This window comes from Acinetobacter sp. YH12233 (genome assembly GCF_013417725.1).
Taxonomy (GTDB): Bacteria; Pseudomonadota; Gammaproteobacteria; order Pseudomonadales; family Moraxellaceae; genus Acinetobacter.
The window spans coordinates 1-21,843 of sequence record NZ_VPDK01000047.1; the positions used below are offsets into that span (position 1 = coordinate 1).

Here is a 21,843-nt window from a genome sequence, read left to right on the forward strand (position 1 = left end):
CAATTACGCAAAATAATTCGGTACTATTAAACATCGGGACTAGAGTTTTAAGTTTTGTGTGGTAACTCAACTGATGGCTCTAGTCCTCTTATTTTTCAAGTCAATTTTTTATCCGCGATTCGGGTTAATTAAAATAGTCGGGATTAATTAAAAAATAAAAAAGAACCCGCATCAGGCAGGCTCTTTTCTAATATGAAATTGGGGAGGGCTTCAGAAGTCGTAACGCATACCGACCGATAGTCCGAAGCTGTCTTCACCACGTGCGCCAGCCACTGCATTGCTACGGCCTTGTGCCCAAGGTGTCAGATTTGAGTTTTCATCATTTAATACACTGGCCAGATTGCTGTAGATGCGGACTGCTGGGTCAAGACGATGTTCAATTCCAATCGCCAGTAAAGTAGCATTGGCATCATCGGCATCTACATCACGGTGAAAGACCTGTCCACGCAATGAGGTCTTGGCTGCTAATTTATATTCACCTGCGATGCCAAAGACCTGAGCATCAGGATTAACTTCGGTATTGTCATGCTGAAGGAACTGATACAGACCACCGAGTTTCAAGTCTGGCGTGATTTTGTAGGCACCTGCAATCCGGAAACCATCACGTTCACCACGACTGGCTTCTTCTTCATAATGTTCATATGCCGCTGCAAAATCAACTTTATCTTTTTGGTAGGTAAGGGCAACGTCATAAGCCTTATCTTTATCTTTTTCACCATCCTTAGATGCATCCGGGCTGTTGGCTTCATGTAGGGAAAGTGCACCCAGAACATTAAATCCATTGCCGAATTTTGGTGATTTATATTCAATGCTATTGGCATTACGTTCATCAAAACGCAGATTCCCTACACGGGTCACGTTACGTACATCGCCGACCATATCTCCAAAGAAGTTAACTGGACTGCGTGCCACTTTAAATGGACTATCGAAACGGCCGATCCTTGCCTGACCGAAATCACCTTTTAAACCGACGAAGGTATCGCGAGTAGCAAACTCGACATCATCATTTGCAGAGCCACTGGCAAAGTTAATTTCCTGCTCAATCTGGCCAAATACGGTCATGCCATTTTCAAGTGTCTGTTCAGCTTTAAATCCAAGGCGTGATGCATTGGAGGAAATTCCAACTTCATTATAATCTTGGCCATCATCTAGATAATCTAAAGACACATGTGCACGTCCATAGACTTTGACATCAGCAGCGACTGCCATGAGCGGTGTAAAAACGCTTGCCCCAATTGCGAAAATGCAAAGTGATTTTTTCATATAAAGCTCCAATCAGACTTTTTTAGGTCTTTTGAGGTGTATGCAGTAGCTCGGTCTTGGCTACCATCCTGTATTGGTGCTCAGTATTGAGGATGAATAAGTCAGTATGGTTAAGGAAATATTGCAGATCTATGAAATCTAAAAAGGGAGCAATTTTAATTTTTAAGATTCTGTGCAGGATTTTTTTGCTTTAGTTAACGCTGATCCAGTAGATGAGTAATGCGGTTTTAATAAAGTCATTTAAGAGGAATACTGTATTTATGAATGGTGATAAAAAATGAAAAATAAGGCATAAAAAATGGAGCCGAAGCTCCATTTTTAAGGACGAAGAATGAATTAAAGAGCAGCTTTAATTTTCTCTGCCAGTTGTTTGATTTTTTCCTGATCACCCATTTGTGCAGCATGTTTGCCGAGATTGTGCAAAGAGGTAGGTACCAGATGGAAATGAACATGCGGAACAGTCTGACCCGCCGCAGCGCCAGAGAGCTGCATGAGTACAATGCCATCTACACCTAAACCTTTTTCAATCGCTTTGGCAATTTTTTGCACCACCTGAATGGTATAGGCTGCAACTTCAGGATCCAGGTCAAGCAAGGTAATTGCTGGAGTTTTAGGAATGACCAGAGTATGACCATCGGCCTGTGGCATGATGTCCATAAATGCAAGAACTCGGTCATCTTCATACACTTTAATTGCTGGAAGTTCACCACGCAGAATTCGTGCAAAAATATTTTGGTCATCGTAAGTCATAAGTGCATTCCTTGAGCAGAATTGAATTGTATTATTTACAGTTCAATTCTTTCTGACGTTCTTTGATCGCGTCAAGACGTTGCTGCTCTTTTTCTGAAAATTTTGGCTTGGTTGTGTAGCAATTGTCATTAAACTTTGCTTTTGCTTCAGGATCCTTGAAACAGAAACCTTTTGATGCATAAATGACATCATGGTCATTTTTCAATTTTTTGCATTCCTGTTCAGATGCAAGAACCGATGTTGAAGCCCCAAACAAAGTTGCAGAACCGACGAGTGCTGCAACAAATAACTTATTCATAAGAGTTTCCTCAGTATCACTGCATGTGGCTAGTCTATAGTCACAATATTAGGTTTGTTTATTATTATTCAATGGCGAGATATTACTCAATGGTAATATTACTCCATGATTCATACATTTTTACAGCACTGGAAAAGTCACTATTTTTATCCGACAGATTGCTAGCAGCTTGCACCAGACTTTGACCTAAAGCGAGAAGTGGTACTGCCAGTTTGGCATCGCGCGCAAGATCAAGTGCAATGCCTGTATCTTTGGCTAAAAGAGGCAGGGCAAAGGTAACAGGGAAGCTACGGTTCAAAACACGCTGTGGTAAAACGGTTTCAGTCACATTGCTTTTACCGCTTGATGCATTGATACAATCCAGCGCTTCATTCAGGTCAACGCCGTGCGCTTTCAGTGTGGTAAAGCCTTCTGCTGCTGCACACAGGTTTACAGCCAGTAACATATTATTTACCGCTTTTACCGCAAAGCCGGCACCTGATGTGCCCACATGCTTGATCAATTTGCCAAACGCCTGCATCGCTGGCAGGGCTTTTTCAAAGCCTTCCGCATTACCGCCGACCATCACAGTCAATGTGCCATTTTCCGCACCAATGGTCTGGCCACTCACAGGCGCATCCAGGAAAATCACACCCTGTTCAGCAAGTGCTTCTTCTAAGCGTCGGGCAGCGTCAGGAACACCGCTGGTACAGTCTACCCAGATACTGCCAGCTTTAAGGCTGAGGCCTTGGACTAATGCTTCAACATCGGCACTGGTCGGCAGGCAGGAAAAAATAATATCTGCCTGAACTGCCTGTTCTAAAGCGACAGCTTGGGTGCCATATTCAGCAGCATGTTCTTCAGCCTTGGCAAAAGTACGGTTCCAGACATAAACTGTCTCAAAATGCTTGGGTAAATGCGCTGCCATGCGATAACCCATTGCGCCTAAACCAATAAATGCCACTGACTGAATCATGTCATACCCTCTGAATAAAATAATAAATACCTGAAAATTGCCGGCTCTTCCGGAATTAAGCATCTATCCGGGTTGAGCGTTGTGCCAGCCAGGTGGTCAGTTTCGGCCAGAATGTATTGGCTGTTTTCTGATTGGACATCAGTCCAAGATGACCACCCGGGATAAGAGTAAACGTCTTATCGGTACTACTTGTCAATTCCATCAAAGGTTTAGCTGACTGTTCTGTAACAATCTGATCGGTTTTCCCAGCCCCGACCAGTAAGGAACAGTTAATATTTTTTAGGTCAATCGTTCGGCCGTTTAAAGTCATTGAGCCATTTTTTAAAGGATTTTGCAGCCATAAGTGCAGCACCATGTCCTGATTGATTCCACCCGGATAATCAATCATCTTGTTCAAAAAATTGCCCATGGTGGCATGTTCATAGACATCTTCAACATTTTCCAGGTTCATCAAAAACTGCTTCTGGCTTTTAAACCAGCCAATCGGATCAAGGAGCTTAAATCCCAATGCATTGATGATGCCGGGCGAATGAATATATTCCTTAGGAATCAATCCTTGGTGAATCGCCTGTTGCAGGGTTTTATTTTTGGAAATGAGCTTGTTGGTGGTGCTAAAAAGCTTGCCAACGCGACCGGATGCATAACTGTCAATCGGGCTACCCAGTACAATCAGGTTTTTAACATGTTCAGGGGAATGTAGCGCAGTATAAAGCGTGACAAAAATTCCAGCCATACTCCAGCCATGCAAGGAAATAAACTGACTGCCTGAATGCGAGCAGATTCGTTCAATAGCCTGAGGAATCGCGCCGTCGATAAAAGACAGGAAATTCAAGTGACGGTGTTTATAACGGAAACGTTTCCATTCCACTAAATAGACATCAAAACCGCTATGCTGAAAATGCTTGACTAGTGAACGGTAAGGATACAGATCATAAATATCCATATTAATCGCAAGAGGGGCAACAAAGACTAACGGCTCACGGTACTTTTTTTCAGGCGCTGCATAATAGCGAATTTTGCAGAACTCAGTCGCAGCAATATATTCAAAGGGCGTTTTTTGCGAAAGAATCAGGGAAGACGAGTTAAATAACCGTGCATTCAGGTGTTTTAATTTTTTCTTCTGGCGTTGAATATTTTGTTTTAACTGAATCATGTAAATAATTTATCCGTATACAAAGGAGAATTGGTCGAAGTCTAAGCAATAATTGCTTATTATGCCTTGACCTGAAATAGCTTAGACGCTCAAAATGTTGGCAATTTTTTACAAAAGGCAGCCTTTGGGCTGAAGTAAAGTGATGAGCCAGCAAGACGATTTTAACTATCAATTAGAAACTTTAGCCATCCGTACCGGTCACACCCGCAGCTTCGAGGGTGAGCATGGTGAACCGATTTTTCTAACATCGTCATTTGTTTATGAAAATGCGGCTGAAGCCGCAGCGAAATTTTCAGGCCAGGAGCCGGGTAATATTTACTCTCGCTTTACTAATCCAACTGTTGCCATGTTTGAAAAGCGTCTGGCTGCCTTAGAAGGCGCAGAACGCGCTGTTGCGACCAGCTCTGGTATGGCTGCGATTATGGCAGTAGCGATGGCTTACCTGAAAGCAGGCGATCATGTCATCTGTTCACGCGCCGTATTTGGTTCAACAGTTTCTTTATTTGAAAAATACGTGGCTAAATTTGGTGTCGCAGTTGAGTTTGTCGATCTGACGGATCTGGATGCATGGAAAAATGCCATCAAGCCAGAAACCAAGTTACTTTTTGTTGAATCTCCGTCAAACCCACTGGCTGAAGTGGCAGATATTCAGGCTTTGGCAGATATTGCACATGCCAATGATGCATTGCTCGCGATTGACAACAGCTTCTGTACACCAGTGTTACAACAACCACTCAAATTTGGTGCAGACTTAGTCGTATATTCTGCGACTAAATATCTGGATGGCCAGGGTCGTGCACTCGGTGGCGCTGTGGCAGGTAACCACAAACTGCTTGAAGAAATTTTTGGTTATGTACGTACTACCGGTCCTTCTATGAGCCCGTTTAATGCCTGGGTATTCCTGAAAGGTCTGGAAACTTTACGCTTACGTATGCGTGAACATTCTGCTAATGCACAAAAACTGGCAGAGTTCTTAAATGCACATCCGAAAGTAGAAAAAGTTTACTATGCGGGTTTGCCTGAACATGTTGGTCATGAACTGGCAGCAAAACAACAAACCGGTTTCGGTGGTATCGTATCTTTCGAAGTGAAAGGCGGTCGTGAAGGTGCCTGGAAAGTAATTGACAATACCCAGTTCATTTCAATCACCGGTAACCTGGGTGATGTGAAATCAACGATTACTCATCCGGCAACTACGACGCATGGTAAATTGTCTCCAGAAGCCAAAGCAGCAGCGGGTATTCGTGAAGGTTTAATTCGCGTTTCTGTTGGTTTGGAAGAGATTGATGATATTATTCGCGACATTACACGCGGTTTAGATCTAATCTAATTTTATAAATATATGTTCGGAGATCTTTATGAACATTAATATGTTGATGCAGCAAGCACAGCGCATGCAAAAAGAAGTCGAAAACAACATGAAAAAAGCCAAAGAAGAGCTTGCGCAAACTGAAGTGCATGCTGAGGCTGGTGGCGGTCTGGTGAAAGTTACCATGACTTGCCGCAATGTGGTGAAACGTATCGAAATCAATCCTGAACTGTTACAGGACGATCCAGATATGATCGAAGATCTAATTGCAGCAGCGATGAATGATGCAGCGCGTCAAGCAGAAGCGATCTCTGAAGAGAAAATGAAATCTGCAAACTCAGGTATGGGCTTACCACCTGGTCTGGCTGGTTTATTCTAAGGAAGTATGCGCAATGTTTAGTGATCGTTTTGATCAACTGGTTCAAGCATTACGCATTTTGCCAAGCGTTGGGCCGAAATCGGCCCAGCGTATGGCTTTGCATTTAATCATGAAAAATCGTGAAGGGGCGATCGGTCTGGCACATGCCTTAACTGAAGCAACCGATCACATTCATGAATGCTCGATCTGCCATTCATTGACAGAAGATGAAGTCTGTAATATCTGTACCTCACTTGAGCGTGATGATGAACTGCTTTGTGTAGTAGAATCACCGGCAGATGTCATGGCAATTGAGCAAAGCGGCAGTTTCCGCGGTAAATATCATGTTCTGGGTGGTCATCTGTCACCTCTAGATGGAATCGGGCCTGAAGAAATCGGTATTCCGTATTTACTGCAACGCTTAAGTCAGGGACAGATCAAGGAAGTGATTCTGGCCACCAATGCGACTGTCGAAGGACAGGCAACTGCACATTATCTGGTTGAAGCCAGTAAACATTTACCTGTGCAAATGACGCGTATCGCTCAAGGGGTGCCTCAAGGCGGAGAACTGGAGTATGTCGATAGTCATACGTTGAGTCAGGCAGTGCATAACCGGATGCGAATTAAGTGAAATATTAATTATATTCTCTTAATATATAATATAAAAAAAATATTATTAAAAATATAAACTAGATAAGCTATATTCGAAAAATATGGAACAAAAAGTGTGATTTGGTTGTCATATTTTTATATAAAAATTCTATATATCGGGTAATATAGCTTCATCGAGCATCTAATTTTAGACTCAGTCTTTATGTTTCAATTTATTCAACATCAGCACGACTTAAATCATGTCCTGAATCTTATGGATCAAAATCCGGTCTATGGCCTGGATACAGAATTCATTAAGGTAGACACCTTGTGGCCAAAACTTGGTGTTTTTCAAATCAATGTCAATAACAATGTCTATTTGCTGGATGGAACAACACTGGATCTGAGTGAATTTCTGAATAAGATTTTTAATGCTCAACAGAATATTTTCCATGCCTGCAGTGAAGATATTGACCTGATTTATCATTACACCCAGAAAAAAGCCCTGAGCAATGTCTTTGATACACAGGTCGGCATGTCATTCCTCGGACATGGTTTGCAGGTCAGCTATCAGAATGCCTTGAAACAGATGCTGGATGTCGATATTGAAAAAGATCAGACCCGCTCTAACTGGCTGGCACGGCCTTTAAGCTCTGAGCAGTTGCTGTATGCAGCCAATGATGTGCATTATCTGGTGCAACTGTCGGATAAAGTCAAACAGGATCTGGAAAGCAAGTATCTGCTCGATTTCGCTCTTGAAGATTGCCGTTTTTTGACCCATGAAATTGGTGAAGAAACACCGACTGCCTTGCTTTATCAGGACGTCGGTAATTATCGCCATTCACGCCGTCAATTAATGCAGTTACAACAACTGGCTGTATGGCGTGAGCAGATTGCCAAGGCATTGAATCAACCGCGTAGTTTTATTCTGAAAAACTCGACCATGATTGATCTGGTAGAGAAATTCCCGCGCAATAATTTCCAGCTCAGTCAGATGAAAGACATCCGGGCCAATATTGTCCGTGAACATGGCAAGACTATTCTTGATCTGTTGAAATTCCTACCTGATCAGGCCGACTGGCCATTACGTCTGGCACGTCCAATCCGCCATTCATCCAGAGAGATTGGCGAGAAGGTTGAAACAATGATTCAGAATATATCCAATGAGATCTCTGTACCCAAAGAAGTGCTGATGCGCAAGAAATGGCTGAATGCCTTATATCAGCATGTGGTATGTCATAAGGATGAACAGGATCTGCCAAACTACTTGCTTGGCTGGCGCTATGAGTTATTAACTCTGCCGCTAATTAAGGTATTGCATCAGGATGAGTCTTATCTGTCGACACAGATGAAAGTGGTTGAGTGATTTTTACTGGATTGATTAAAGATAAAGCAATTATACAAAATCACGACTGATGCATTTGAAGCGGCTAATGTTTCTGTCGTTTTTTTGATGTATCCTTGCGATTGTTTTTTCAGAAAAGTCGTTTGAAACATGCAAGTGTCTATCTACAAATCTAGCAAAAAAGATGAAATGTATCTTTATGTGGCGCGTCCTGCAGATGAGAACGAAGCCGAAACATTTGAACCACTAGAGGTATTGGCTGAACCGGTACGTGTTGCTTTTGGTCGTGCGACTTTTGTCATGCATCTTGAATTGAGTGAATCGCGTAAACTGGCACGTGCCAATGTTTTACATGTGATGGATTCAATTTCTACTCGTGGTTTCTTCCTGCAAATGCCACCAGAAGGTTTGATTAACCCGAATGCGCCAGCGCCAGAAGGTCTTCGTGGGGCTTAAGCTCAGTTCAGGAGTTGTGAAATGAATGGTTTTGTAGCTGTATTGGACTCAATTCCTGACCAGAGTATTGCGTTTGCAGTGTATCTGCTGGGCAGTCTGATTGCGTTAGCCTGCTGGTATGGCGTGACCAAGCGCATGCCAAAGGCAATGGGCGGTTTTTTATGGTTGTTAGCCTTTGCCGTGCTATTAACCCCAACCGTTTCTGAAGGCAGTAATGCTTCAGTTGCACCTGCTATTTTCGGGCTGCTGTTTGGTATTCTGACCAAGGAATATGAACTCGTTTGGATTAATGCGTCACTTATTTTATTTGTCATTGGTATCGGGTCTGTGATTGGCTATTGCTGGTCGACCTATGCATCCAGTAAAACGGGTCTTGAGTCAAACAAGAAAAGTTCACCGCTGTAAATAGAAAAATAAGGTTCAATCATGTCTGCTGATATTCAACAATTCTCAGGTACGGATCAGTACATTGCCACTGACAGTTTAAAACTAGCTGTGAAAGCTGCGCGTAGTTTGCAAAAACCCTTGCTGGTTAAAGGTGAGCCGGGTACAGGTAAAACCTTGTTGGCTGAACAGGTGGCACAAAGCCTTGGACTGAAGCTGATTACTTGGCATATCAAATCAACGACCAAGGCACAGCAGGGCCTGTATGAATATGATGCGGTATCACGCTTACGTGATAGTCAGTTAGGTGATGATCGCGTTTATGACATCAAGAACTACATCAAGCCGGGTAAACTCTGGGAAGCATTTACCAGTGAAGAACGCTGTGTATTGCTGATTGATGAGATCGATAAAGCAGATATCGAGTTCCCAAATGACTTGCTGCATGAACTCGACAAGATGTCTTTCTTCGTTTATGAAACGGGTGAAACCATTACTGCTACCCAGCGTCCGATTGTCATCATCACTTCAAATAACGAGAAAGAGCTTCCAGATGCTTTCTTGCGCCGTTGTTTCTTCCACTATATCGAGTTTCCGGATGAAGCGACCATGCGTGAAATTATCGATGTGCATTTTGAGAATATTTCAGCAACGCTGGTGAATGAAGCTCTGCAAGTCTTCTTCAAGTTACGTCAGATTCCAGGCTTGAAAAAACCACCTTCAACTTCAGAACTGATCGACTGGCTAAGCCTACTCATGGCAGATGATATGCCGGAAGACATTTTAAGAAATACCGACAAGTCCAAAGCGATTCCGCCTTTGTACGGCGCGCTGATCAAAAATGAGCAGGATGTACAACTGCTTGAACGTCTAGCCTTTATGTCGCGTCGCTAAGGGAGAAACACGCATGTTTGTGCGATTGTTTTATACCCTCAGAAAATATGGCGTACCAGTTTCCACCCGTGAGCTGATTGATCTGAATCAAGCGGTGGCGGCAGGCGTGGTTTTTGCTGATCAGGGCGAGTTCTATCAGCTTGCTAAAACTGTGATGGTCAAAGACGAGCGCTACTTCGACAAGTTCGATCGCGCCATGAAAGATTACTTTGATGGTATCGCGACTTTTGATCTGGATGAACTGCTGAATCAGGTGCATAAACTACCCAAAGACTGGTTTGATCTGGAACTTCTGGAAAAGCACTTAACCCCTGAACAGCGTGAAGAACTGAAAAAAGCCGGATCGCTGGAAGAACTGATGAAAATGCTGGAAGAACGCTTGCGCGAACAGCATAAAAAACATCAGGGCGGGAATAAGATGATTGGTACTGGTGGCACATCGCCATTTGGTGCCTATGGTGATCATCCTGAAGGTGTGCGCATTGGCGGGCCGGGGCGTAAACGTTCCGCCGTCAAAGTCTGGGAACAGCGTCAATACCGTAATCTGGATGATGATCAGATTCTTGGTAGTCGTCATATGCAGATGGCACTGCGCCGTTTGCGTAAGTTCGCTCGTCAGGGTGCGGCTGAAGAACTGGACATTGATAGTACTATTCGTGAAACCGCCAAACAGGGGATTCTGGATGTGCAATTGGTGCCGGAGCGTCGTAACCGTATTAAAGTACTAATGCTGTTTGATATCGGTGGATCAATGGATGCGCATATCGCTCAGTGTGAAAAACTGTTTAGCGCCGCTAAGACCGAATTTAAGACTCTGGAATATTTCTATTTCCATAATTGTCTATACGACTATGTCTGGAAAGATAATGTCCGTCGTTCCAGCTCGCGCATGAATACCTGGGATCTGTTCAATACCTATGGACGGGATTACCGGGTGATTGTAGTGGGTGATGCCAGCATGGCACCCTATGAGTTGAACTCCGTCGGTGGTTCGGTCGAATATATGAATGATGAGGCAGGACAGGTCTGGTTACAGCGTCTGCGTCAGCATTTTGATAAAACCGCTTGGCTCAATCCTGAAGAAGAAAAATACTGGCATTACACGCATACTATTGGCCTGATTAAGCAAATCTTTGAAGATCATATGTTTCCAATGACCTTAAAAGGTATTGAGGATATGACCAAATATCTGGCGCGTTGATTCCATTTATCTATAAGTGACTTTATCTATAGTTATTAGTGCTTTAAAACGAATTATTCTAGTATAAAGTCACTTGTTATACCTTATTCCAATAATCAGGAATTATTATGGCTCATCAAATTAATGGTATTGCGTTGCCCAATGATGAGGGTTTCTTTGGTCAATATGGCGGTCAGTTCATTCCACCGGATCTAAAACAGGCCATGGATGACATCAATGTTGCCTATCAGGAAATCCGTCAAACTGAAGAATTTCAAAATGAATTAAAAGACCTGTTTGCTAACTATGTCGGCCGTCCTAGCCCTTTGTTTCATGCTAAACGCCTTTCTGACCAGTTAGGTGGAGCACAGATCTATTTAAAACGTGAAGACCTGAATCATACCGGTGCACATAAAATCAATCACTGCCTGGGTGAAGCACTGCTGGCGAAATATATGGGTAAAACCAAAGTCATTGCAGAAACCGGTGCAGGTCAGCATGGTGTAGCATTGGCTACTGCATGTGCTTTGGTGGGTATTCCATGTGAAATTCATATGGGCCAGGTGGATATCGAAAAAGAACATCCAAACGTCGTAAAGATGAAAATCTTGGGTGCTAAGCTGATTTCTGTGACGCGTGGTACTGCGACCCTTAAAGATGCAGTCGACAGTGCTTTTGAAGAATACTTGAAAGATCCGAAAAACTATATCTATGCGATTGGTTCGGTGGTAGGACCGCATCCATTCCCAATGATGGTGCGTGATTTCCAGTCCATTATTGGCGATGAAATCAAGGTTCAAACCAATGAACGCTTCGGTGCAAACCCAGACTTTGTGGTGGCATGTGTGGGTGGTGGTTCAAATGCCATGGGGGCATTCACGGCATTCCTGAATGATCCAGAAGTGAAACTGGTGGGGGTAGAGCCTGCAGGTCATGGCTTAAATACTGATAAGCATTCCGCAACGCTGACTTTGGGTAAACCAAGCCAGTTGCATGGTATGGCCTGTTATGTACTCGAAGATGAGCAGGGTGAGCCTTTACCTGTGCATTCGATTGCTTCTGGGCTGGATTATCCAGGCGTAGGGCCACAGCACAGCCTGCTGAAAGATCTAGGTCGTGTGGAATACACTACAGCAACAGATCAGGAGTGTCTGGATGCCTTTATGACCCTGTCACGCGTTGAGGGAATTGTGCCAGCATTAGAAAGTTCACATGCAGTGGCTTGGGCAATTCGTGAAGCGGGTAAACTGCCTAAAGAGACTAAGATTGTAGTGAATCTTTCAGGTCGTGGTGATAAAGACTCTGACTATGTCGCAGAGAAACTCGGTCTTTAATTTGATCTAATAATCAAAAAATCCCAGTCTTAAGGCTGGGATTTTTTATATCTAATCTGGTTTTGATATGACATTGTCATTTGTTTGTAATGACATTTTGAGTTTGAATCTTAATTTACGTATTTAACTAAGAAAGAATTTTAGCCTGAAATATACTGTTGTAACTGATCAATCAGCTTACGTTGATCTTCCATTGCAGCTTTGACCAAGTCACCAATCGAAATCAGGCCAATCAGTTTGTCATTTTCAACTACAGGTAAGTGGCGTAAATGGCGGTCAGTCATTAATGCTAAGCAGTCTTCAACAGAAGTTGCAGAAGTCACGGTTATGACTTTAGGTGTCATAATTTCATTGACCGTGGTATCAAAAGAGGTTCTTTGCATCAATGCGATTTTACGGGTGTAATCACGCTCTGACAAAATGCCGACCACACTGTCTTCGTGGGTAACGACCAGCGCCCCGATTCCTTTTTCTGCCATCAGGCTAATTGCTTCTAAAACTGTAGAGTCTGGACGGATGGTATAAACTGCCTGATGTACTTTATCACCGAGCACTTGTGCTACGTTGGTCATTCTATTGAGTCCTTTTTATCTAATTATTATTAGTCCTAGAGTATGTATCCAGCTGAACATCTCTAGGTGTCTATTTTATGTCTTTATAAATAACATGTTTTTAGGCAAAGTGCAGTCTTTGTTGTGAAAAAAACAGGTGACGCATCTGTGGAATGGATAATTTTAGTTTAGTGCCATTGCCGCTACATAAAGTAGGTGTCACGGCTAGTCGGGACAGTGTAGGTAACAAGTTGTTTTCGAAATCTTCCGGGTTGATTCTACGGGGTACATAACCTGGCCAATGTTCCTTGGCATAATTTTTGGCATCCAGAGAATTAAGCCAGAATGGAAAAATATAATCTTCCTGATCACGCATCATCGCCCAACCCTGATGATAGACGCCCCACAAAACGCCGCAATACATCATAGATTTGAGGATGGTCAGCCTCAAAAGAAAGTTTTTACAAATCGGGTCGTATTGAATAATTTTTCGCATTGTCGTTAAAATAAAGTGCTATTAGAGTTCAGCTCTATTCTAGAAAGTTCCAGTGAAATTACTGTTTCAGCTTTGCAAGCAATCGTAATAAATTATGTCTTAATTGCAGTATTTCGAAAAAATGGCATAAAAAAACGTCACCGAGGTGACGTTTCTTCAGGCTTGCATGGTGGCCATGTTCTGCCAGTATTGTGCTTTGAGTGAATCTCGTTCTACACGAAAACCCTGATAATACAGTTCAGCTAAAAAGAGAGCTGCTTTACCGTGACCGGCGCGCGCTGCATCTTCTAATTGTTTTACTGCATCGACAAAGTTCATTTGCGATTGAATGGTATTCACTGCATCTGCATACAGATGTTCCAAATCATGTTGAGAGATATTCTGCATAATATAAAAACTCCTTAATTTTAATTATGATTTCGGATAGACTTTTAAGTCTAAATACAAATATAACTTAGTATTATTAAACTAATATTACAGAATAATGGAAAAGTCAACTATATCAGCTTTCCTGTTTACTTAATTTATAGTTTGTACGATCAAACTATACACACTTGGAAGTTTGGTTGGTATAGATTTTAACAATAGAACAAAAGAAAAGGAGAACAACATGATGCAAAGAACTCTTGAAGGGCTCAGTTTTGATATGCCCCCAACAGCCAGTCAGATTACAGAATTGGCGCATGTACACCGTAAAAAACTGGATGAGGCAATTTATGACAAATATACCCATCTAGGTGATTACAGTCTGGCTCAACGTAAAGAAGTTTATGATTTTACCCGCGCTCTGGACGAAACCCAGCGTGCAGAGTTTTATAGTCACTATAATGATGAATTGGTCCGAATTGCAGATGAAGATCGACTGCATCCACCTGAAGCAGAAGCCGGCTTAAGCAAGTTTGCAATTTTACTGGTTTTAGGTCTGGTGGCTATGGTCATTGCCTGGAGTGTGTACGAATTGTTGAAATCCTAACCGATTTATAGTCATATCGAGATGTGTATTTATACTGGTCATTCAATCTTTGACTTGAACTTCATGGGGCCCAGCCATACACTAGCTGCAACTTGAGGTAGTGTATGGCTATAGATAGCAAAAAATTAAGCAATTTTCTGAATAAAATTAAGCTTGAACAAATTTATAATGCGGTTGTTATTTTTATTGTGGCATTAATTTTATGTCTGGCTACATTTGCCATTTATCGTCCACTGACGACTTCTCAATTTAATTTACTTCAGCAACTTGCAGAACAGCAGAGCTTACCCCAAACACAGGATATGGCTCAAACTTTGCTGCAACAGCAACGCATCCATCGCGGTCAATATCTTAAATTGATGCAGGCGTATCAACAGGAATCTCTACGGGCTCGTCAGCTTCCGCCGGTTTCTGTGGAGATGCCTTAGGTATTGGAATCGTATTCGGCAGTGGTGTAGAAGGATCTAACAGGTTCTGTTCCAATCGTAGTTTTAATGCTTCTTTATCTAATTCTTGACTTACCACGACCAGTGTCAAGCGTTCTGGATGCAGATGTTTGCGCACGGCATTTTGCACATCTGCTGCGGTAATTTTGGCTAGACGTTCTGGATAGCGTGATAGATAGTCGGCTTGCTCTGCATAAAAGCCCATCGTGCCTAACTGGGCATTGATCGTGGCATTGCTGCTGTAATTATTCGGAAATGCTCTTAACATCCCGGCCTTGGTTTCTTCCAGGCGCTTAGTATCAATTGGCTGATTTACAAAGTTGATAAAAGCTTGATGTGCGACCTGAATGCTATCCAGTAATTGATCTTGTCTAGTGGAATAACGGAAGCTAAATATACCGGGTGCCTGACTAAAGCTGAATGTACTATAGGCACCATAGGTATAGCCACGTTTTACCCTTAATTCCTGCATCAGTACTGCATTAAAGCCGCTACCACCAAACATGCGGTTGGCTACTTCCAGAGCAAGCCGATCTTCAGTAAAACGGTTTGGTCCTAAGTGGCCGAAGGTCACATGTGCTTGGGATGAGTTATAAGGCAAATGCACAATATCAAAACCCGATTTTTCCTCAGGATTAGCTAATGCAACTGCTTTGTGTCCTTGAGGCAAATTGCCTGCAATTCGTTCAGAAAGTCCCAGTGCCTGTTTAGGACTGAGTTTGCCGGTAATGGCAATATTCATGTTTTGTGCCACCAGAAACTGATCACGAAATTTTTTCAGTAAATCTGCTGTGATTTTTTTGGTACTGCCAATCGTGCCGGTAATGGGTTCGGCATAAGGGTGTTGGTCATACAATGCCCGATAAAACCGGATATCCATCAGTTTGCTTGGATTTTCCTGAAGCTGTTTTTGTCCTACTTGAGTATTGCTGAGTGCTAATTGAATACTGGAAGGCTTGAATGTAGCATTTTTGAGAACTTCCATCATCATGCCCAAAGCAGGTTCCATTTTCTTGGGATCTGACAAAGTTCGCAGGCGAACGACAAACATATCGCGATAAGCCTGTACGCTAAATTGTGCGCCTGTGGCATCAAAGACTGAAGCTACCTGTGCGGCCGTATATTTATCTGTTCCTTCGCGCATCAGTTTGGCTGCTGTGCTGGATAAGCCAAATAAACCTTTAGCAATTTCCTGATCTCGTGCTGATCCGGCATTAAAGGTCAGTTGAATATCGACCATAGGTAAATCACGGGTTTCAACAAATAAAGTGCGAACTTTGTAGTGATTATTCAGGTCATGAATAAAAGGTGCTTGAAATGCCTGCTTTTGATTAATGTTTTTTAAACTTTGCAGGAGAGGGATCGCTTGTAGCTGACTGGGATTATCATTCAGATCAGGTTGGGTATCTAAATAATTTTCTGCCCAAAGGCTTGAACTGAGGCTTAAGCTGGTTAAAAGGATAAGAGAGCGAACTTTAGACATTGTAATAACCATTATTGAGCTTTCTGTTCAGGCAAAAGGTAGAGCGTACTTAAATTTTCACGGACAAAATAGGCATTAGCAACCCGCTGAATATCCTCTGCACGGACACTGTCATAATGCTGAGGCAGTTCATCCATCAGGCGGTAACTCAATCCGTTTACTTCAAGGTTTCCAATCATTTTGGCCTGTCCGCTCAGACTGTCCTGACTATAAATCAGATTTGAAATAAAGCGTGTGCTGATCCGTGCCAGTTCATACTCAGAAATAGCTTCAGTTTTTAATAAATCAATTTCTTTCTGGATGGCCGTTTGTGCTTCTGCCAGGTTAACGCCTGGAGCCGGAAGTGCGGAAATACCAAACAGGCTATCTCCACGGTTATAAGGATCATAGGATACACTCACAGAAGTAAGCACTTTGCGGTCGCGAACCAGACGATCCTGCAACCGAGAAGAAATCCCACTATCCAGCAGGCTGCGAATAATGGTTAGAGCATAGGCATCTTGAGGATTCTTGGCGGTAGCTAGAGATTTCACATTCCAGGTCATATACAGATTAGGCACCTGAACATTGCTCTCAATTTCCATATGACGATAGCCTAAGCGCTCAAACTCGAGTACATCATTACGTGAGGGTGTGGGACGCGCCGGAATATCACCGAAATATTTCTGTACCTGAACGAGAGCTTCTTGCACATCTAAATCACCGACAATCACCAGAATGGCATTATTCGGGCTATACCAGTCTCGATACCATTTTTTAACATCACTCAGCTGAATATTATTAAGCGTTTTCATGTGACCAATCACGGGCTGACGATAGTGACTGGTGGGATAACTGATCCATCTAAAGCGTTCAAATGCCTGGGCACGCGGATTATCATCAGTACGCTGACGCCGTTCTTCCATTACCACTTTAATTTCCGGATCAAAATCTTGCTGGCGTAACAACAGGTTTTTCATACGGTCAGATTCAAGTTCTAGCGCCATCGGAAAATAGGCTTTGGGATAGAGCTGATAATAGTTCGTGTAATTGGTAAAGGTTGCGGCATTAATACTGCCGCCATAAATCCGGCTTAACCGGGTAAATTCATCATTGGGAACCTTGCTTGTGCCTTTAAACATCATGTGTTCCAAAGCATGAGATACACCGAGAATATTGCCGGACTCATCACTACTGCCGACTTTATACCAGATCTGTGTCATCACCATCGGGGAGCGATGATCTTCCCGGATAATGACTTTTAAGCCATTACCTAAATATGTTTCGATGGTGGTGCGGGATAATTCACTCTGGGTTGCGGCATGTACGGGGTTAAAACCGAAACTCAGGAGGAGTACAGCGGCTGGAGAAATCCGTTGTTTAATGATTCTGGATAAGGAGGAGATAGCAAAAAAAGATAGGGACACAAAGTCTTCCAATGAATAGATATTTGTATTTAGGATTATTTTTCAGAAATCTTGTATTGAAAGCAACCAAACACTGTTATTTTTTGGTTGTTTATTCATGGATTGGATTGCCCGCTCAAAACACTGCAAGTTATGCTAGAATTCAATTTTTTAACGCAATGCTTTTCAAGGATTCGGCATGCAACAGCAATCTAATGGGCAAAACAAATTTTTGATTGATGCTGATATCGGAGATGATGATGTCACATTACCGAGTTTACCTGCGGTTAATGTGCCGATTGTAGAAACACCAAGCACAATTGCTGAAGTTTCTGCACCTGTAGCGACAGAAGCTCAGGAAGAAGAACCTGCTACAAAAGGCGGTTTCTTTAGCCGTATGAAAGAGGGTTTAACCAAAACCCGTAAAAATCTTGCCGATGGGATGGTCAATATCCTGATTGGTGGCAAAGAAATTGACGATGAATTATTAGAAGAAGTTGAAGAACAGCTTTTGGTTGCAGATATCGGTGTTGATGCAACTAAAACAATTATTGCCAATTTGACTGAACGTACCGCACGCGGTGACCTGATTTATTCTCACTCGCTGTATAAAGCACTTCAGGAAGAACTGGTGGCTCTGCTGGCTCCGCGTGTTAAACCGCTGCATATCGATTCAAACAAAAATCCTTATGTAATTCTGGTCGTGGGTGTAAATGGTGTAGGTAAAACCACGACCATTGGCAAGCTCGCAAAACGTCTGCAAGGCGAAGGTAAAAAAGTCATGCTGGCTGCGGGTGATACTTTCCGTGCTGCTGCAACTGAGCAGTTACAGATCTGGGGTGAACGCAACAATATCGCCGTCGTAGCCCAAGGTCATGGTGCTGACTCTGCTTCAGTCATTTTTGATGCTTTTGAAAGTGCACGTGCCAAAGGTGTGGATGTTTTAATTGCAGATACTGCAGGCCGTCTGCATAACAAAGGTCATCTGATGCAGGAATTGACCAAAGTTAAACGTGTGATGCAGAAGATTGATGCGACTGCGCCACATGAAGTGATGCTGGTGGTGGATGCCGGTACAGGACAGAATGCCATTAATCAAGTTGAAATGTTTGATGAAGCAGTAGGTTTAACGGGTTTAACCATTACCAAGCTGGATGGTACTGCAAAAGGTGGTGTGCTGTTTAATATTGCCAGCCGTACCCATGTACCGATTCGCTTTATCGGTGTAGGTGAGAAAATTGATGACTTACGTCCATTCTCGGCAAAATCATTCGTTGCTGCATTGTTTGAAACTGAAAAATAATTAATGCGACTTGCGTCACATAAACTCCGCTAAATGCGGAGTTTTTTGTTTTTAAGGAGTTTGAATGCTCTAAAAAGCAGCATAAAAAAATAGCAAATCCTGCCTGCCTGAATAAACCCATTATAATTGTATGGGATTTTCCTGGTGATTGAAGTTCAGGCTATATGTAGAGGGTAGAAAATGGCATTACTCAATAAAATTGGGCAGGTATTAACAACTGACCTGACTAAGGATTTTAAATTTCCTAAAAAAAGTAAAGCAGTTGAAAATTTAGAATTCACTTTTGTTGAGAAATTAAAAAAGTGCCGTGGGACCTATCAGCTAGGTAAGCGTGTGCATTACAGTCAGGCTTATCTGACCGAGCTGATTCAGGAAGCTGTGCATAGTTGTCCTTCAGCCTATAATTCACAAAGTGCACGCATTATCGTGCTATTTGCCGATTCACATCATCAATTCTGGAACATTGTGAAAGATGTTCAACGCCAGCATGTGCCGGCATCGGTCTACGAGGGGATTAGAATCAAGCTGGATCAATGTGCAAATGCCTATGGTACGATTTTATTCTATGAAGATCAGCGCGCCATTCAATAATTACAGAAGAAAGTTCCATTTAGTGCTGATGATTTTCCACTATGGTCAGAGCAGACTTCCGGCATGGTACAATTTGCTGCGTGGACTGCGCTGGCAGATGCTGGTCTAGGTACTTCTTTGCAACATTATAATGCGCAGATCAATCACCCTGTAGCTGAGCATTTTAAGATTGATGAAAACTGGTTGCTACGTGCTCAGCTCTGTTTCGGTTCAATTGAAGAAGCAATAGAAGATAAAATTGAGTCTGTAAACCCAGACAGCTTCCAGGTATTTAGCTAAGACCTGTGATTCTTGAAATTAGTATGTGCTAAGGTGACTGATACAAAGGATCAACCTTAACATCTCTGAGAATGTTCTATAAATAAAACACATTGTTATCGAAATAAGACTGTTTTAGGCAGTGAAAATGCTTAAGATGATCTTATCGGTTTTAAATAATCAGAATAGAACGAGGTGAGATCATGGCATTCCTAGATCATATTAAAAAACGCCGTAGTATTTATGCCATTGGGAAAAATGTCAGCCTGGATCAGGCAGAAATTGAGAACATCATTAAAGAGGCGGTGAAACATAGTCCATCATCTTTTAACTCGCAATCCTCACGCGTGGTGATTTTGTTTGGTCAATCACATGATACTTTCTGGCATATTGTGCGTGAAACTTTACGCGACCTGGTGTCAGCAGATGCTTTTGAGGCTACCAATAGCAAAATAGATGGTTTTGCGGCAGGTTATGGAACTGCACTGTTTTATGAAGACCAGAATGTCATTAAAGGAATGCAAGAAAAATTTGCGCTGTATGCAGATAATTTCCCGATCTGGTCAGAGCATGCCAGCGGTATCGCTCAGTTTGCAACCTGGACAGCTTTGGCTGAACATAATGTTGGTGCATCACTACAGCATTACAATCCGATCATTGATGAAGAAGTGGCGCAAACTTTCAGTATTCCATCGAACTGGAAGCTTCGTGCTCAATTGGTATTTGGTTCAATCGAAGCCCCTCCAGGTGAAAAAACCTTTATGGATGATGCAGAACGATTTAAGACCTTTGCATAATCGATTTAGAGATGAGAAAGAAGTACTGTTAAGTACTTCTTTTTTTATGTGTGATATAGCAGAAATCAGAAGATAGATAGTCTGATAAATGCTGAGTAAAGTACTGTAGAGACAAAGCATTTGTCATAGAATTGTCATTTATACACGGCATAGTGCAATGAAAATTTTATATATTAACCAGAATGAGTGAGTGACATGGATTTACGTATCACAGCAGCTGTAGTTGCATTATTGAGCAGCACATCAGCTTTTTCAGCCGTGACATTAACCGTACCTGAAGAAATCAAGATAATCGCAGTGAATGATCAGGAAGTACGTTCAGGTCTATTACGCTCAGATCAAACTTATAAACTGGATGCTGGTACGAATGCGATTAGTGTTCGCTATACTGAATTTTTCCAGCACAATGACAATTCTCATGACATTTTAAAATCTGGCGTAGTAACTGTAAAAACTCCAGAACTTAAAGATGGTGAAGCTTATAAATTGGCTTTAATTAACGCGCCTAAAAATTTTGATGAAGCGAAAAAATATAAAGATCAGCCAATTATTGGTTTATATGATGCAAAAAATCAGCTTCTGGTTCAGCAGGCGGGAGCAAAAGATGCAGCGAAACCATTACTAGGGCAAAGCGTTTTAGGAAAATCTGTGGATTTGACAACGAATAAAGTAATAACTCCAACAAATCAGCCGGCAGCGGTCTACACTCAAACTGCAAGTACACCGAATATTGCTACTGCAAACGTTCAGGAAAATGCATCAGTTGGTCAGCTTGATCAGCAATTAATTCAGTTATGGAAGCAGGCATCTAAAGCTGAACGACAAAAATTTATGAATTGGCTTGGCGAGCAGGAAAATTAAAATTTATTGTTCAATATTAAAAGGGATCGTATGCAACGATCCCTTTTAATAAAAACTAAACCAGTCGAAATTCACATTTGCTTAAAATTTCAGGCCAAAAGTGACTGGAAAAAAGCATTAAAACTGCTAAAAATAGCAATTCAGATTAAAAAATAAACGTACAATGCGCTTTTTTGAATATTTTTAAGAAAAGCTCTTGCACTGGTTCGGAAACTGTATAGAATACGCAGCACACCAACGCAATGCATGAAACGAAACGTTAAGTGGTTGGGTTGGAGCTTAAAACTGACGAGGTTTTAAGTAAGATCATTAAGAGATTATGAAGAACAACTTGTGTGGATTTTTACTGGTTGATTGATCGAAATTATTTTCATTGATTGAATGGTAGAAATTGCTCGAAGTTTATTTGAGAAATATTTGTCAGAAAAT

The 21,843-nt window shown here is 42.1% G+C and carries 24 protein-coding genes and 1 pseudogene; 15 read left to right on the forward strand and 10 right to left on the reverse strand.

The window, feature by feature from the left end; translation table 11 throughout:
• Positions 1-210 precede the first annotated feature (210 nt).
• The 5 genes from FTV12_RS14640 to FTV12_RS14660 all read right to left on the reverse strand — a co-directional run bounded on the left by FTV12_RS14640 (position 211) and on the right by FTV12_RS14660 (position 4,419).
• Positions 211-1,263 (reverse strand): porin, encoded by a 1,053-nt coding sequence (locus tag FTV12_RS14640; RefSeq protein ID WP_180012393.1) that lies wholly within the window; start codon positions 1,261-1,263, stop codon positions 211-213.
• Between the two features lie 336 nt (positions 1,264-1,599).
• Entirely contained in the window at positions 1,600-2,013 is a 414-nt protein-coding gene (locus FTV12_RS14645) for an HIT family protein (protein ID WP_159124443.1), read from the reverse strand.
• 31 nt (positions 2,014-2,044) lie between these two features.
• Positions 2,045-2,311 carry a YARHG domain-containing protein gene (locus FTV12_RS14650; protein ID WP_159124442.1) on the reverse strand — a complete coding sequence of 89 codons (267 nt, stop codon included), beginning with the start codon at positions 2,309-2,311 and terminating at the stop codon, positions 2,045-2,047.
• A gap of 82 nt (positions 2,312-2,393) precedes the next feature.
• Positions 2,394-3,266 carry an NAD(P)-dependent oxidoreductase gene (locus FTV12_RS14655; protein ID WP_166134859.1) on the reverse strand — a complete coding sequence of 291 codons (873 nt, stop codon included), beginning with the start codon at positions 3,264-3,266 and terminating at the stop codon, positions 2,394-2,396.
• A 55-nt stretch (positions 3,267-3,321) separates the two neighbouring features.
• Entirely contained in the window at positions 3,322-4,419 is a 1,098-nt protein-coding gene (locus FTV12_RS14660; protein ID WP_034171075.1) for an alpha/beta fold hydrolase, read from the reverse strand.
• A gap of 142 nt (positions 4,420-4,561) precedes the next feature.
• On the opposite strand from FTV12_RS14660, the gene FTV12_RS14665 reads away from it, so the two are divergent.
• From FTV12_RS14665 to trpB, 9 genes are all read left to right on the forward strand, one after another.
• Complete coding sequence (locus tag FTV12_RS14665) at positions 4,562-5,749, forward strand: O-succinylhomoserine sulfhydrylase (RefSeq protein WP_180012395.1); 1,188 nt, start codon at positions 4,562-4,564, stop codon at positions 5,747-5,749.
• Positions 5,750-5,777: 28 nt separating this feature from the next.
• On the forward strand, positions 5,778-6,107 hold the full coding sequence (locus FTV12_RS14670; protein ID WP_125279140.1) for a YbaB/EbfC family nucleoid-associated protein: 330 nt from the start codon (positions 5,778-5,780) through the stop codon (positions 6,105-6,107).
• 13 nt (positions 6,108-6,120) lie between these two features.
• Positions 6,121-6,717, forward strand: a complete 597-nt coding sequence (recR, locus tag FTV12_RS14675; RefSeq protein ID WP_125279141.1) for a recombination mediator RecR — start codon at positions 6,121-6,123, stop codon at positions 6,715-6,717.
• Between the two features lie 183 nt (positions 6,718-6,900).
• Positions 6,901-8,043 carry an HRDC domain-containing protein gene (locus FTV12_RS14680; RefSeq protein WP_005235921.1) on the forward strand — a complete coding sequence of 381 codons (1,143 nt, stop codon included), beginning with the start codon at positions 6,901-6,903 and terminating at the stop codon, positions 8,041-8,043.
• A gap of 129 nt (positions 8,044-8,172) precedes the next feature.
• Positions 8,173-8,478 (forward strand): YcgL domain-containing protein, encoded by a 306-nt coding sequence (locus FTV12_RS14685; RefSeq protein WP_004783715.1) that lies wholly within the window; start codon positions 8,173-8,175, stop codon positions 8,476-8,478.
• A gap of 21 nt (positions 8,479-8,499) precedes the next feature.
• Entirely contained in the window at positions 8,500-8,883 is a 384-nt protein-coding gene (locus FTV12_RS14690; protein WP_159124440.1) for a hypothetical protein, read from the forward strand.
• A 21-nt stretch (positions 8,884-8,904) separates the two neighbouring features.
• Entirely contained in the window at positions 8,905-9,756 is an 852-nt protein-coding gene (locus tag FTV12_RS14695; RefSeq protein WP_104426039.1) for a MoxR family ATPase, read from the forward strand.
• A 13-nt stretch (positions 9,757-9,769) separates the two neighbouring features.
• Positions 9,770-10,957: a VWA domain-containing protein gene (locus FTV12_RS14700; protein ID WP_180012397.1), complete on the forward strand. Its 1,188-nt coding sequence runs from the start codon at positions 9,770-9,772 to the stop codon at positions 10,955-10,957.
• 107 nt (positions 10,958-11,064) lie between these two features.
• A complete protein-coding gene (gene trpB / locus FTV12_RS14705; protein WP_180034257.1) occupies positions 11,065-12,270 on the forward strand; it encodes a tryptophan synthase subunit beta in 1,206 nt (401 codons plus the stop codon).
• A 140-nt stretch (positions 12,271-12,410) separates the two neighbouring features.
• Here the strand turns inward: trpB and FTV12_RS14710 are convergent, their stop codons facing one another.
• The 3 genes from FTV12_RS14710 to FTV12_RS14720 form a co-directional block, all read right to left on the reverse strand.
• Positions 12,411-12,842: a CBS domain-containing protein gene (locus tag FTV12_RS14710; protein ID WP_125279146.1), complete on the reverse strand. Its 432-nt coding sequence runs from the start codon at positions 12,840-12,842 to the stop codon at positions 12,411-12,413.
• Positions 12,843-12,942: 100 nt separating this feature from the next.
• Entirely contained in the window at positions 12,943-13,317 is a 375-nt protein-coding gene (locus FTV12_RS14715; RefSeq protein ID WP_034171083.1) for a DUF2750 domain-containing protein, read from the reverse strand.
• A gap of 156 nt (positions 13,318-13,473) precedes the next feature.
• Positions 13,474-13,707, reverse strand: a complete 234-nt coding sequence (locus FTV12_RS14720) for a hypothetical protein (RefSeq protein WP_034171084.1) — start codon at positions 13,705-13,707, stop codon at positions 13,474-13,476.
• 220 nt (positions 13,708-13,927) lie between these two features.
• On the opposite strand from FTV12_RS14720, the gene FTV12_RS14725 reads away from it, so the two are divergent.
• Complete coding sequence (locus tag FTV12_RS14725; RefSeq protein WP_081402667.1) at positions 13,928-14,290, forward strand: hypothetical protein; 363 nt, start codon at positions 13,928-13,930, stop codon at positions 14,288-14,290.
• Between the two features lie 104 nt (positions 14,291-14,394).
• A complete protein-coding gene (locus FTV12_RS14730) occupies positions 14,395-14,718 on the forward strand; it encodes a hypothetical protein (RefSeq protein ID WP_179992994.1) in 324 nt (107 codons plus the stop codon).
• Here FTV12_RS14730 and FTV12_RS14735 read toward each other — a convergent pair.
• Together FTV12_RS14735 and FTV12_RS14740 are read right to left on the reverse strand one after the other, a co-directional pair.
• A complete protein-coding gene (locus FTV12_RS14735) occupies positions 14,642-16,219 on the reverse strand; it encodes a pitrilysin family protein (protein WP_180025666.1) in 1,578 nt (525 codons plus the stop codon). The two genes, FTV12_RS14730 and FTV12_RS14735, sit on opposite strands and share 77 nt — an antisense overlap.
• Before the next feature lie 11 nt (positions 16,220-16,230).
• A complete protein-coding gene (locus FTV12_RS14740; RefSeq protein ID WP_373685630.1) occupies positions 16,231-17,571 on the reverse strand; it encodes a M16 family metallopeptidase in 1,341 nt (446 codons plus the stop codon).
• A 232-nt stretch (positions 17,572-17,803) separates the two neighbouring features.
• Here FTV12_RS14740 and ftsY point away from each other — a divergent pair, with 232 nt between their 5' ends.
• The 4 genes and pseudogenes from ftsY (at position 17,804) to FTV12_RS14760 (ending at position 21,414) form a co-directional block, all read left to right on the forward strand.
• Positions 17,804-18,907 (forward strand): signal recognition particle-docking protein FtsY, encoded by a 1,104-nt coding sequence (gene ftsY / locus FTV12_RS14745; protein ID WP_179992991.1) that lies wholly within the window; start codon positions 17,804-17,806, stop codon positions 18,905-18,907.
• 180 nt (positions 18,908-19,087) lie between these two features.
• A pseudogene (locus tag FTV12_RS14750) lies at positions 19,088-19,777 on the forward strand (nitroreductase family protein).
• 182 nt (positions 19,778-19,959) lie between these two features.
• Positions 19,960-20,553, forward strand: a complete 594-nt coding sequence (locus tag FTV12_RS14755) for a nitroreductase family protein (RefSeq protein WP_179992990.1) — start codon at positions 19,960-19,962, stop codon at positions 20,551-20,553.
• A gap of 195 nt (positions 20,554-20,748) precedes the next feature.
• Positions 20,749-21,414, forward strand: coding sequence for a DUF2057 domain-containing protein (locus FTV12_RS14760; RefSeq protein WP_166134835.1), 666 nt, complete (start codon positions 20,749-20,751; stop codon positions 21,412-21,414).
• Positions 21,415-21,843: the final 429 nt, after the last annotated feature.